This window comes from gamma proteobacterium symbiont of Scutellera amethystina (assembly GCF_059730845.1).
Genome location: NZ_AP035936.1, coordinates 316,822 through 330,185, shown reverse-complemented (window position 1 = coordinate 330,185; position 13,364 = coordinate 316,822). Strand labels below are relative to the sequence as shown.

Annotated in this window: 8 protein-coding genes and 1 pseudogene; 5 read left to right on the top strand and 4 right to left on the bottom strand. The window is 58.7% G+C overall.

Annotated features, from left to right (window positions below; genetic code table 11):
- The first annotated feature begins 61 nt into the window (after positions 1 to 61).
- The gene (gene malM, locus AC6I79_RS21550) at positions 62 to 979 is read left to right on the top strand and encodes a maltose operon protein MalM (protein WP_413230760.1); all 918 of its coding nucleotides are present in this window, start codon (positions 62 to 64) and stop codon (positions 977 to 979) included.
- A gap of 94 nt (positions 980 to 1,073) precedes the next feature.
- Here the strand turns inward: malM and malQ are convergent, their stop codons facing one another.
- On the bottom strand, positions 1,074 to 3,143 hold the full coding sequence (gene malQ / locus AC6I79_RS21545) for a 4-alpha-glucanotransferase (protein ID WP_498027888.1): 2,070 nt from the start codon (positions 3,141 to 3,143) through the stop codon (positions 1,074 to 1,076).
- An 8-nt stretch (positions 3,144 to 3,151) separates the two neighbouring features.
- Complete coding sequence (gene malP, locus AC6I79_RS21540; RefSeq protein WP_459748108.1) at positions 3,152 to 5,554, bottom strand: maltodextrin phosphorylase; 2,403 nt, start codon at positions 5,552 to 5,554, stop codon at positions 3,152 to 3,154.
- 276 nt (positions 5,555 to 5,830) lie between these two features.
- Between malP and malT the strand changes: the two genes are divergently transcribed.
- The 3 genes and pseudogenes from malT to AC6I79_RS21525 all read left to right on the top strand — a co-directional run bounded on the left by malT (position 5,831) and on the right by AC6I79_RS21525 (position 9,187).
- The gene (malT, locus tag AC6I79_RS21535) at positions 5,831 to 8,533 is read left to right on the top strand and encodes an HTH-type transcriptional regulator MalT (RefSeq protein WP_459748106.1); all 2,703 of its coding nucleotides are present in this window, start codon (positions 5,831 to 5,833) and stop codon (positions 8,531 to 8,533) included.
- Between the two features lie 126 nt (positions 8,534 to 8,659).
- Positions 8,660 to 8,899, top strand: coding sequence for a type II toxin-antitoxin system antitoxin RelB (relB, locus tag AC6I79_RS21530; RefSeq protein ID WP_058759167.1), 240 nt, complete (start codon positions 8,660 to 8,662; stop codon positions 8,897 to 8,899).
- A pseudogene (locus AC6I79_RS21525) lies at positions 8,899 to 9,187 on the top strand (type II toxin-antitoxin system RelE family toxin). The gene relB and the pseudogene AC6I79_RS21525 overlap by 1 nt, the downstream one beginning before the upstream one ends.
- Before the next feature lie 118 nt (positions 9,188 to 9,305).
- Here AC6I79_RS21525 and AC6I79_RS21520 read toward each other — a convergent pair.
- Together AC6I79_RS21520 and AC6I79_RS21515 are read right to left on the bottom strand one after the other, a co-directional pair.
- Complete coding sequence (locus tag AC6I79_RS21520; protein WP_498027887.1) at positions 9,306 to 11,087, bottom strand: EAL domain-containing protein; 1,782 nt, start codon at positions 11,085 to 11,087, stop codon at positions 9,306 to 9,308.
- 497 nt (positions 11,088 to 11,584) lie between these two features.
- Positions 11,585 to 12,466: a LysR family transcriptional regulator gene (locus tag AC6I79_RS21515; RefSeq protein WP_498027886.1), complete on the bottom strand. Its 882-nt coding sequence runs from the start codon at positions 12,464 to 12,466 to the stop codon at positions 11,585 to 11,587.
- 104 nt (positions 12,467 to 12,570) lie between these two features.
- Here AC6I79_RS21515 and budA point away from each other — a divergent pair, with 104 nt between their 5' ends.
- Complete coding sequence (gene budA, locus AC6I79_RS21510; RefSeq protein ID WP_498027885.1) at positions 12,571 to 13,353, top strand: acetolactate decarboxylase; 783 nt, start codon at positions 12,571 to 12,573, stop codon at positions 13,351 to 13,353.
- The last annotated feature ends 11 nt before the right edge of the window (positions 13,354 to 13,364 follow it).

The window sequence follows — 13,364 nt, the reverse complement described above, 5'->3', positions numbered from 1 at the left end:
CGTTTTCGGACAGCGGCGGCCATTGCCTGGTCCACGCCGCTGCCTGACAGCTTGTTGGGATATCACAATGCAAAAAAATCTTATCGCTTTCTGCCTGAGCAGCGCGCTGCTGACCGGCGTCATTGCGCCAGTCCAGGCCGACATCAATCTGGTGCCGCAGAATCTTTCCGCGGCGCCGTCCATTCCCACCGCGCGGCTGCAGCAGCTCAGCTGGCAGCCGGTGGATGCAACGCGTGCACAAACCACCACGCTGACACAAAGCGCAACGCCGCTGGATGTACGTGGCGTCACGGGGGCCATCGCGGCTTACAGCCTGCCTGCCAATCAGGGCGAGCTGACGGTTACGCTGAGCAGCGAGGTGGTACACAATCAGGTCTTTGCGCCCAATGTGCTGGTACTGGATGAAAACCTGCAGCCGGCCGCGTGGTTTCCGAGCCGCTTCTTTAGCTATCAGCAGCCCGGCGTGATGAGCGCCGATCGGCTGGAAGGGGTGATGAAGCTGACGCCGGTGCCGGGCCAGCAGAAGATCTATTTGCTGGTGTTCACCACCGATCAGGATTTAACCCAGACCACGACGCTGCTGGATCCGGCCAAAGCTTATGCCAAAGGCACCGGCCATGCGGTACCGGATATTCCCGATCCGGTGGCGCGTCACAGTCGCGACGGCAAAATCAAACTGAAAGTAGCAACCAGTTCCGGCTCGTCGATTCTGGTTGGCCCGTTGTTTGGCTCAGCCGCGCCTGCCGCTGTCACCGTTGGCAGCACCCGGCCGGCCATGGCCGCCACGACGGCGCGCGCGCCAGCGCCTGAATTGGCACCGCTGGTGAATGAGACGGAAAGCTATTTCAATCAGAGCATTCGTCAGGCGGTGCAACAGGGCAATATCGATAAAGCGCTGAAGCTGCTGGATGAAGCAGAGCGTCTGGGATCGACATCGGCGCGGCAAACCTTTATCAGCAGTGTTAAAGGCAAGGGGTGAAACTGCCCCGACAGTGCTGAGTTGCCCCACCTGGTGCGCTTCGGCGCACCTTTTTTATGGCACTCCGACCTGCACGCAGCAGGTCGGTTTCGTGCTACTTACGCTGACGCTGACGTGATTGTACCGCCGTGAGCAACGCATCGATCCTGTCATCCTCCGCCATCGCTTCCAGCGTTACACTCAGTTTACGTCGCCAGTTGGGATACTGATCGACGGTGCCCGGCACGTTGACCGGCAGTGCCATATCCAGCCACTCTTCCGGCTGCAAACCGAGCAGCGCACATTGGCTGCGGGCCAGATAGCGATGGATCGCCTGACTAAGCTGATGACTCATGCGGACGCTGGCCCGCCGGAAGCGGCGGCGCGGCGGCAGGTCACCGCTGCGCAACAGCGTACGCAGCAACGCCTGTTTAGCCAGGCGCCGATCGCGATACAGGCCAGCGAGAATCGCCCGATCGGGGTAAAGCCCCAGCGCACTGCCCAGCCGCAAATCGTCACTTTGCCACCAACCGCGCAGCGTCGGCATATCATGGGTGGTGGTAACGGCCATCGCCTGACGCGGCCACGTCGCTGGCGCGCGGAAGTGGCGCTGCGATTCCTGCTCAAAGTAGAGCACTTTGTAGGAGTACACACCGGCGTCGCGCAGTTTATCAACGATGGCTTCCGGCACGGTGCCCAGATCCTCGCCAATCACCATGCAACGATGGCGCTGGCTCTCCAGTGCCAGAATCGCCAGCAAATCATCCACCGGATAGTGCACATAGGCACCGTGCGCCGCGCTTTCGTCCTTCGGTATCCACCATAAACGCAGCAGCGCCATCACATGGTCAATGCGCAGCGCGCCGCAGTCGCGCATGCTGGCGCGCAGCAGGGCGATCCACGGCTCGTAGCCGCGCGCGGCCATCACCTGCGGGTCCATCGGCGGCAATCCCCAGTTCTGACCGAGCGGACCGAGGATATCCGGCGGCGCGCCAATGCTGGCGTCCAGGCAGTAAAGCTGCCGATCGCGCCAGGTTTCCGCGCCATCCGCCGCCACGCCCACCGCCAGGTCGCGATACAGCCCGATCGCCATCTGCTGCTGCTGACACAGCTGCCAGCAGGCGGCGAATTGCTCTGCCGCCAGCCACTGCAGCCACATGTAGAAACGCACCTCGTCGCTGTGCTCAATGCGAAACGTCAGTACTGCCGCACTGTTCGCCTGCTGCCATTCGGCCGGCCAGTGTTGCCAGCCATAGCCCGTGCCATCCTGGGCGCTGCGCGCCGCGTGCAGCGCATCAAACAGCCCCTGATGCAGCAGGCTGTCGCCCCCGGCACGCACAAACTCCGCAAACGCCTGCGCCTGTCCATCATCTGCCGTGCGCCGGCGAAACTGCTGCCAGGCAAGCCGCAGTCCCTGCAGCTTAAGCCGGGTGACGGCAGCGTAATCCACCCACGCGGCATCACGCGCTGCCCGAATCGCCTGCTGCGTCTCCTCAGCTTGCCACCAGGCCTGCGCCGCGTCGCTGAGGCCAAAATCGGCCACGGCGCTCACATCGATATAGAGGATGTTGAGCCAGCGCCGGGACGAGGGACTGTAAGGGCTGGCGCTCTCCGGTGCGGCAGGAAACAGCGCGTGCAGCGGATTGAGCCCGACAAACGCGCCGCCGCGCCGCGCGGTTTCAGCGATCATCTGCCGCAGATCGCCGAAATCCCCGATGCCCCAGTTAGCCGCAGAGCGCAGCGTATACAGCTGAATACAGCTGCCCCACAGCGATTCGCCCGCCAGCAGTTCCGCAGGTTCGTAGCAGCGGCGGGGTGCCACTATAATCGGGCAACAGTGACACTGTAACTCCTGGGTCAATGTCAGCTGGTGATAACCGGCGGGCAACGCGGGCAACACCAACGCTTCACCCGGCTGGCAGCGCCCGGACCAGCTTTCACCGCTTTCGCTCGTCAGCTGCCATTCCGCGTCGGCGCTGAGCACCGGTGCCAGACTCAGTGGCTGTCCGACATAAAAAATCACCACCGGCGGCAGCGGTGCGGAGCCGTTCACAGGCGCCTGCATCAGCGCAGCGAGACGCTGATGGGTAAGAGCAGAAATCTGCCGCGGTTTTCCGTGCGCATCAATATATTCCGCAGCAATAAGCGCGTCAGCACGGCGATCAAGAGCATCTTTGGGTTTCATGGCGTTCCTTAGCGGCTGGCCTGCCAGATACGTTGCTGATAGTCACGAATGGCGCGATCGGCACTGAACATGCCGCAACGCGCGGTATTGAGGATTGCGGCGCGCGTCCAGGCCTCAGGATCGGCCCACAGTGCTTCAACCTGCTGCTGCGCGTTGAGGTAGTGGCGAAAATCAGCCAGTACCAGATAAGGATCGCCGCCTTGCGCGCCCAGGCTGTTGACCAGATCGCTAAACGCCGTGCGGTCGCCGTTACTGAAGGTGCCATCTTCCAGCGCGGTCAGCGCGCGATCCAGCTGCGCATCCTTGCTGCGCCAGTTCAATGGCGTGTAACCGGCCTGTTTCAGCGCGCTGACCTGCTCTACGGTATGGCCAAAGATAAAGATATTCTCTTCACCGACCTGCTGCGCGATTTCAACGTTGGCCCCATCCAGCGTACCGATGGTGAGTGCGCCGTTCAGCGCCAGCTTCATATTGCCGGTACCGGATGCTTCTTTGCCCGCAGTAGAGATCTGTTCCGAGAGATCGGCGGCCGGGATCAGGCGCTCGGCAACCGACACGTTGTAATCAGGGATAAAAACAATTTTCAGCCGGTCGCCGACGCGCGCATCGTGGTTGATGGTTTCCGCCACTTTATTGATGGCGTAGATGATGTTTTTTGCCAGCGCATAACCCGGCGCCGCTTTGGCACCAAACAGCATCACGCGCGGAGCCAGATTGGCCTGCGGATCGCTGACCAGCGTTTGCCACAGCGCAATCATGTGCAGCAGCATCAGGTGCTGCCGTTTGTATTCGTGCAGCCGCTTGATTTGGACGTCAAACAGCGCATCAGGCTGCACCGCAATGCCGGTTCGGGCGGCGATCCACTCTGTCAGTGCCTGCTTGTTGTGCTGCTTAATGGCGCGGTATTCGGCGAGGAAGGCGGCATCATCGGCGAACGGCGTCAGATCCTGCAGCGCATCGAGATCGTTAAGCCACGGACGCTGCAGCGTTTTGTTGATCAGCGCCGCCAGCGCCGGATTGCACTGGTTGATCCAGCGACGCGGCGTGATGCCGTTGGTGACATTGTGGAACTTCTCCGGCCACAGCGCGTGATACTCGGGGAACAGGTCCTGTACCACCAGCCGCGAATGCAGCGCCGCCACGCCGTTGACTGCAAAGCTGCCGACCACGCACAGATTTGCCATGCGCAGTTGCTGATCGTGCACCAGCGCCAGTTTTGACCAAATCGCCTGATTGCCCGGCCAGCGCGCCTCAACCTGCTGTTTTAGCTGCGCATTGAGCGTATTGATGATCATCACATGGCGCGGCAGCAGGCTGCGCACCAGGCGCAGGTTCCAGCACTCCAGCGCTTCCGGCATCAGCGTGTGGTTGGTATAGGCGAAGGTGCGCTGGGTAATGCGCCAGGCGTCCTGCCAGCTGAGCCGGTGCTCATCCAGCAGCAGGCGCAACAGCTCCGGGATGGCCAGTGTCGGATGCGTATCGTTCAGCTGGATCACTTCATAATCCGCTAACGTTTCGATGGACCGTCCCGCCGCCTGATGACGACGCAGAATATCCGCCAGCGTACAGGCACACTGGAAATACTGCTGCATCAGACGCAGTTTTTTGCCGGCCTGATGGTTGTCATTCGGGTAGAGCACTTTGGTCAGTTTTTCCGCCTCAATGCCTTGCTGTTCTGCACGCAGAAAATCGCCGTTATTGAAACGCTGGAGATCAAACGGACGGGCATGCTTTGCCTGCCACAGACGCAAGGGCTGCGTGATGCCGTTGTGGAAACCAACCACCGGCAGATCCCAGGCTTCACCCTGCACAACAAAAGCAGGCTGCCAGTGCGTCACGCCGTCAATGATGGTCACGCTGCCGCCCAGTCCGACCTGCACGTCAAGCGCCGCGTTGTGGCGAAACCAGGGATAACGATCGCGCTGCCAGTCATCCGGCTGTTCATGCTGCGCGCCCCCGACAAAATGCTGGCGAAACAGACCGTACTGGTAGTTCAGGCCATAGCCGATCGCAGGCTGGCCGGTGGTCGCCATCGCATCGAGAAAACAGGCGGCCAGCCGTCCCAGACCGCCGTTGCCCAGCGCCGGATCGGTTTCACGCTCCAGCACGTCACTCAGCGCCACACCTGATGCCGCCAGCGTCGCTTTGACGCCGTCGTACCAGCCGAGATTCAGCAGATTGTTGCCGGTCAGCCTGCCCAGCAGAAACTCCATCGACAGATAATTAACGTGACGCTGTCCGCCAGCGGCTGGCCGCGCCGGTATATCCGCCAGCAGTTCGGCCAGCGCGCCGCTCAGCGCCTGCCACCACTGGTCGGGGCTCATTTCCTGCGCATCCGGCAGGCCAAAACGTTGCCACTGGCGCACCAGCGCGGCAGAAAAACGGTCAGGGTCAAATGTGGGCAGTGCCATAGGGAAACTCCAGTCGAATAAATAGGGTTACAGGCAGTGTGACGCTGCCGCCAGGCGGCTGCCTCCTCCTGCAAAAAATTCCACGGGGAGGACAGGGAGGGTGGAGAGGCTGAGGTAAATCTGAAAGCGCGGCAGGAGTGTGATAACACTCGCTTTTGTAAAGCGTAACTAATCAGTTCGCTTGCATTCAGTAACCGAATCTCCGAACGTGTATGACTATTAATTACGAAGCGTAAAAAAATGATGCGCTGAACGTTAACGGAGAAGCGTGCGCCCATGTTGATACCCTCAAAACTGAGTCGTCCCGTTCGTCCTGAAAGCACGGTTACCCGCGATCGTCTGCTGCAAAAGCTTAGCGCAGCGGCGAATTACCGACTGGTGCTGATTGCCAGCCCGGCGGGCTACGGCAAAACTACGCTGGTATCGCAATGGGCGGCTGATAAAAGCGAGCTGGGCTGGTATTCATTAGACGAGGGCGACAATCAGCCGGAACGCTTCGCCGATTACCTGATCGCCGCGCTGCAGCAGGCTACCCGCGGCGCATGCAGCCGCAGCGAGACGCTGGCGCAAAAGCGTCAGTACGTGAACCTCAATGCGCTGTTCGCCCAGCTGTTCAATGAGCTGGCCGCGTGGCAGCAGCCGCTGTGGTTGATCATCGATGATTATCATCACATCACTAATCCCGCCGTGCATGAAGCGATGCGCTTTTTCCTGCGCCATCAGCCGGATAACCTGACGCTGGTGGTGCTGTCCCGCAATCTGCCGCAGTTGGGTATTGCTAACCTGCGCGTGCGTGAACAACTGCTGGAGCTGGGCAGCCAGCAGCTGGCCTTCACCCATCAGGAGGCGAGACAGTTCTTCGACTGCCGCCTGAGTGCGCCGCTCGCGCCGGATGAGAGCAACCGTCTGTGTGATGATGTAGCAGGCTGGGCGACCGCGTTACAGCTGATCGCACTCTCCACCCGTCAGGGCGCGGCGTCGGCGCAGGACTCCGCTCGCCGGCTCTCCGGTATTAATGCCAGCCACCTTTCCGATTATCTGGTCGAGGAAGTGCTGGATAACGTCGATGCCGCCACGCGCCATTTTTTGCTGAAGAGCGCGTTATTGCAGTCGATGAATGATGCGCTGGTCGCCTGCGTGACCGGTGAAGACAACGGGCGCATGCGGCTGGAAGAAATTGAACGTCAGGGGCTGTTTATTCAGCGCATGGATGATTCAGGGCAGTGGTTCAGCTATCACCCGCTGTTCGGCAGCTTTTTGCGTCAGCGCTGCGAATGGGAGCTGGCCAGCGAGCTACCGGCCATTCACCGCGCGGCTGCGCAAAGCTGGATGGCGCAGGGTTTTCCCGGCGAAGCGATTCATCATGCGCTGGCGTCCGGCGATACCGATATGCTGCGCGACGTGCTGCTGCAGCATGCGTGGACGCTGTTCAACCGCAGCGAACTGGCACTGCTGGAGCAGTCGCTGAATGCGCTGCCGTGGCGCACGCTGCTGGCCAGTCCGAAACTGGTACTGCTGCAGGCCTGGCTGATGCAGAGCCAGCATCGCTTTTCTGAAGTTAACCGGCTGCTGGCGCGCTTTGAGGAAGGCTGCGACTGTGAAATCGACGCTGCGCTGCAGGGCGAATTCAATGCGGTGCGCGCACAGGTGGCCATCAATCACGGCAACGCCGACGAAGCAGAGCGGCTGGCACGGCTGGCGCTGGAAACGCTGCCGGAAACGCGTCGCTACAGCCGCATTGTGGCCACTTCAGTGCACGGCGAAGTGATGCATTGCAAAGGCGATCTGACCAACTCGCTGGCGCTGATGCGGCAAACCGAACAGATGGCGCGCCGCGATGAAGCCTGGCACTACGCGCTGTGGAGTTTGATTCAGCAGAGCGAAATCCTGTTCGCGCAGGGATTTTTACAGTCAGCGTGGGAGATTCAGGAAAAAGCGTTTGTGCTGGTGAGTGAACAGCATCTGGCGAACATCCCACTGCACGAGTTTTTACTGCGCATCCGTGCGCAGCTGATGTGGGCGTGGGGCCGGCTGGATGAGGCCGAACACGCCGCGCGCGCGGGCATCAAAGTCCTGAAAGGCTATCCGCCCCAGCAGCAAATCCAGTGCCTTGGGCTATTGATTCAGTGCTCGCTGGCACGCGGCAATCTGGATAATGCACGCAGCTATCTCAGCCGGCTGGAAAACCTGATGAATAATGGCGTGCTGCACAGCGACTGGATTGCCAACGCCGACAAAGTGCGGCTGATCTACTGGCAGATGACGGGCGATGCACAGAGCGCCAGCCACTGGATGCGCCATACCGATAAACCCGCCTTTGCCAACAATCATTTTTTGCAGGGCCAGTGGCGCAATGTGGCGCGGGCGCAGATCCTGCTGGGCAATCTCAACCAGGCCGAAGTGATCCTCGATGAGCTGAATGAAAATGCGCACGCGCTGCGGCTGATGAGTGATTTAAACCGTAACCTGCTGCTGCTAAATCAAATCTACTGGCAAACCGCGCGCAAAGCGGAGGCGCAGCAGGCGCTGATCGAAGCGCTGAAGCTGGCACGCAGCACCGGCTTCGTCAGCCACTTCGTGATTGAGGGCGAAATGATGGCGCAGCAGCTGCGCCAGTTAATTCAGCTCAATACGCTGAGCGAACTCGATCAGCATCGGGCCCGGCGCATTCTCAGTGAGATCAACAAGTATCACCGGCATAAGTTTGCCCATTTCGATGAGGGCTTCGTCAGCCGGCTGCTGAACCACCCGGATGTGCCGGAGCTGATTCGCACCAGCCCGCTGACGCAACGAGAATGGCAGGTGCTGGGGTTGATCTACTCCGGCTACAGCAACGATCAGATCGCCGGCGAGCTGGACGTCGCGGCAACCACCATCAAAACCCATATCCGTAATCTGTACCAGAAGCTGGGCGTCACCCATCGCGCCGAAGCGATGCACCAGGCACAGTCAATGCTGAAACTGATGGGCTACGTTTAAGGCAGAAGTCGTGTGGCGGTGAATCTCATTACCTGCAGAGCGCGTATAACGCTGGGCAGGACTTGATATATACATGAGGGAGTGAAATACTTGTAATGACATTTGTATGTACAGGAGGAGTAGGACATGGGCAGCATCAACCTGCGTATTGATGATGAACTCAAAGCACGTTCTTACGCTGCGCTTGAAAAAATGGGGGTGACTCCCTCTGAAGCGCTTCGTCTCATGCTTGAGTATATCGCCGAAAATGAACGTTTACCGTTCAAACAGACACTGCTGAGCGACGAAGATGCTGAGCTGGTCGAAATAGTGAAAGAGCGGCTTCGCAATCCTAAGCCAGTTCGTGTGACGCTGGATGACCTTTGATGGCCTATTTTCTGGATTTTGACGAGCGGGCACTAAAGGAATGGCGAAAGCTGGGCTCGACGGTACGTGAACAATTAAAAAAAAAAGCTGGCTGAAGTACTTGAGGCACCCCGTATTGAAGCGAACAAGCTTCGCGGTATGCCTTACTGCTACAAAATAAAGCTCAGGTCTTCAGGTTATCGCCTTGTCTATCAGGTGATAGACGAGAAGGTGGTGGTTTTCGTGATTTCGGTTGGTAAAAGAGAACGCGCGGAGGTTTATAACGAGGCCGTGAAGCGCACTCTCTAAAACTAAGCCGGGCATTTCTGTTTCACCTTTAAAGTATCATTTTGCTTTAAGCTAACAGACTCATCGTATTGCCACTGAGTCTGCTCCAGACGCTCCCCGGCGTACACTGAACCACACCTCAGCTTTGTGCCGCGAGCTGGCGCGTCAGCCACGCATCCAGCTCGCTTTCCGGCAGCGGGCGCGCATAGAAGTAACCCTGCGCCTGATCGCAGCCGTACTCCGCCAGCGCGGCAACGGTGTCGACATTCTCTACGCCTTCAGCCAGTACGGTGTAATCCAGCTGTTTCAGCATGGTAATGATGCTGCGCGCAATAATCCGCGACGCGGTATCTGAGGCGATTTCGCTGATCAGCGCGCGATCAAGCTTGATCACATCCAGCGGCATCCGTCGCAGGTAGCCGATATTGCTGTAGCCGGTGCCAAAGTCATCCAGCGAGATGCCAAACCCACGCAGCTTGAGCATCTCCAGCCCCTGTAGCGCGGCGGGACTGTTAATAATCTGCTCGGTCTCCAGACATTCAATGCCCAGCAGCGAGGTCGGCAGGCGGGCCTGCAGCATCTTCGTTTCCAGCGCATCGGCAAAGCCGGGGTCAGAGAAGTCGCGACTGCTAATATTGATGGTCACCGGCAGCTGGAGGGGGCTGTGCTGCAGGCGTTTTAACCTGGCGATCGCCTTATCGGTCACCCAGCTGGTCAGGGCACTGAGCAGCTCGGTCTGTTCCGCCAGCGGGATAAACAGATCGGGAGCGAGTTCGCCGCGCTGCGGATGCCGCCAGCGCACCAGTGCCTCCAGCCCAACGGGCCGGCCACTGTTCAGGCAGATCTTCGGCTGGAACGCCAGCCACAGGCCCTGATCCTGTTGCAGTGCCGCAGCCAGATCGTTCATCAGCAGAAAGTCCTGAGTGCGGCGCTGATCGGCTACCAGGCTGAAGCTCATGGCGGGCACCCGGTTGCCAATCGCCTCATGCAGGGCACTTACCGCCCGGCGCAGCACTTCCTGCGCGCGAAGTTCTGCTGGAATGAAAATGACTTCGCCGGTAAAGCAGGTGAGGGCGACAGAGATGCCCGCGTCCAAATCCGCGCTGATCCCTGCCAGGTTTTCTGCCACCGATGAGGCGGTCAGCGGGCTGTTGTCCATGGTGAGAATCGCAAAACGCCCGGTGGCGACGGTATAAATGATGTCGTCCGCACCGGGCTGCAGGCGCAAAGGCAGTAACGTGGTGACGTGCTTCAGCAGGCTTTCCACCGGCCCCATGCCCATGGAGCGCGCCAGCTCATAGGCACGCGGCATATCAATGCAGTCGATCAGGATCAGCCGCTGCGGCGTCCGGTCCCCGATGGAGGCCAGCCGCTGCAGGTCGCGAATCAGGCGCTGGCGGTTAGGCAGTGCCGTGACCGGATCGGTGAAGCCGGCGCAGTGCCACGCTTCGAGGAATGACATCACCAGATCGGCCAGCAGCTGTAATACCTTCACCTGATCAGCGCTGAACGGGTGTGGCGCGACGTCCGTGACGCACAGCGTGCCCAGCACATAGCCATCGCGATGCCTGAGCGGCACACCGGCGTAAAAGCGGATAAAAGGGGCACCGATGATCAGCGGATGGCGGGCAAAACGCGCATCCAGCAGGGTGTCGGGGATGACTACCGCGCCGTCACTGTCCACGGCGTGGCGGCACAGCGAGTCCTCGCGGGAAGAGTGCTCCAGCGCAAAATTGTGGGCGGCGCAGATATGCTGATGTTCATCATCCAGAACCGAGACAAAGCTACCTGGAATACCCAGTGCCTGACTGGTCAGCCGGACAAAGTTTTGTAATACGTCGTCACGGCTTTCGTCGCGACTGCGCAGCGCCTTCAATGCCCGCGCACGGCGATCGTCGTCACCGTTGAAATTCATCAGCATAATTTCCTCCGCGCCGGCCTGGTTCCGGTGCGAAATTTAACAGCAAAAAGTACAGTATGCGGCCTGCAACACCCTGCCGCTGGCGTGGTTAATAAGCGTAAATATTATAATGGTCTTTCTCATGGTAGGCTTAACACCGGCATCTGTCATTTTTATTTTCTTTAACGAAATTTTTAAGCAGCGACGATTCTAATAATTTATCGTAATATTTTTATCAGTCTGATTGATAACAGGTTACGCGTCCTCACTGCTAACTCTAATTAAGTGGAACGTGCAGACATTAATCACTGAGAATGAAGGAATTATTAATTTCTGGCCGGGATGAGTCAGGTAATAATACTGGCTTTTAGTGATTGATGAGCAAAATAATAGTATCACTGCGTATTATTATCCTGATAAAAAAGCACCTGCCGGTATATTTATTATCCCGGCTAATGTTATATAAACGTATTGTTCAGTCCGCTCTGTCACCGCAGACATCAGATTTCCCCCTCAAATTATTCCCCGTTAATCAAACTCAGCAGGTGTAACACCGTTTTGGCCGGATGATTACGCCGCCAGGCAAAGGCAATGTCGGTGAACAGCGTATTGTTTTCAATGTCACGAAATACCAGCTGTGGATTGTTGACGCAGCACAGCGAAGCCGGCACCAGCGCAATCCCGCAGCCTGCGCCCACCATCCCCAGCGAGGAGGTAATCTGCGGTGCCTGCTGAAAGCGTGTTGCATCAAAGCCGGCGCGCAGACAGGCACTGACGATTAATTCGTACAGGCTGGGCGCAACCTCGCGCGGGAAAATAATCAGTGATTCTTCGGCCAGCTGCGCCAGCGAGACTTTCTGCAAATGGTTAAGCGGATGGCTGGCTGGCAGCGCCACTTTCATCTCCTCCGTGGCGATCACTTTCAGGTTAAACGCCTTACTGCTCTCACACGGCAGACGAATGAACGCCGCATCCAGTAAACCTTCCCCTAAGTCCTGCATCAGCAGCGCCATGTTCTCTTCCCGGGTGATGAGCTCCATCGCCGGGTAGCGCGTTTTGAAGGCGCGAATCAGCTCAAACACCGGCGCGCCAAACGCCACCGAGCTGGCAAAACCCAGTGACATCTGGCCGCTCATGCCGCGCGCCACGCCGCGCGCCTTTTCCAGCGCCATATCGGCCAGCTGCACAATCGCTATCGCATCGGGCAGAAACGCGCGGCCCGCATCGGTCAGTTCCACGCCGCGCGTCAGGCGCTTCAGCAACGGCGTGCCGATCTCGTGCTCCAGCCGCTGGATTTGCTGGCTGAGCGGCGGCTGCGACATGCCCAGCAACTCGGCGGCGCGGGTAAAGTGCTGCGTTTCAGCAACGGCAACGAAATAACGCAGGTGGCGAAGTTCCATATCAAAAACGTCTCGAAGTTGGCAGTTTTCACTATTGGATTCTGTGAGCTATGTAGCCCACCATGATATTAACACGGCTTAACTATCTGATTGTGAGGCAGCAAATGTGTAACTTTGTATCTGATTGTTCATGCGAAGATCAGCTAAAGGCATCCGTCACTCAACTGGGACAGCAATCACCAGAAAAGGTTATCTATCAGACCTCCCTGATGAGTGCGCTGCTCAACGGCATCTATGACGGTTCAACCACCGTCGCGCAGCTGTTACAGAAGGGCGATTTTGGCCTCGGCACGTTCAATCAGCTGGATGGTGAACTGGTGGCATTTGACCGGCAGGTTTATCAGCTGCGCGCCGATGGCAGTGCCAGCCCGGCCCGGCCTGAGCAACAAACCCCGTTCGCCGTGATGACCTTCTTTAAACCGGAACATCAGCACCACTTTGCGCGCACCGCCAAGCGCGATGACGTCCATCAGGTGATTGATCGCATCATCACCTCCGATAACCATTTCTGCGCGCTGCGCCTGAGCGGCCGCTTTGCCTCGGTACAGACGCGCACCGTGCCCTGCCAGTGCCGTCCGTATCGCTCGATGCCGGAAGTGCTCGGCAATCAGCCCACCTTCGATTTTCGCCAGCGCGACGGTGAGCTGATTGGATTCCGCACGCCGCAATATATGCAGGGTATTAACGTCGCCGGCTATCACGAGCACTTCATTACCGACGATCGTCAGGGCGGCGGGCATATCCTCGACTATGTGCTGGAGCAGGGCACGCTGACGTTTGGTGCCATCAGCAAGCTGGTGGTCGACCTGCCGCAGGATCGCGAGTTTTTACAGGCCGATCTCAATCCTCAGGATCTCGATGCCGCGATCCGTTCCGTCGAAAGTTAATCGCAGAGGTG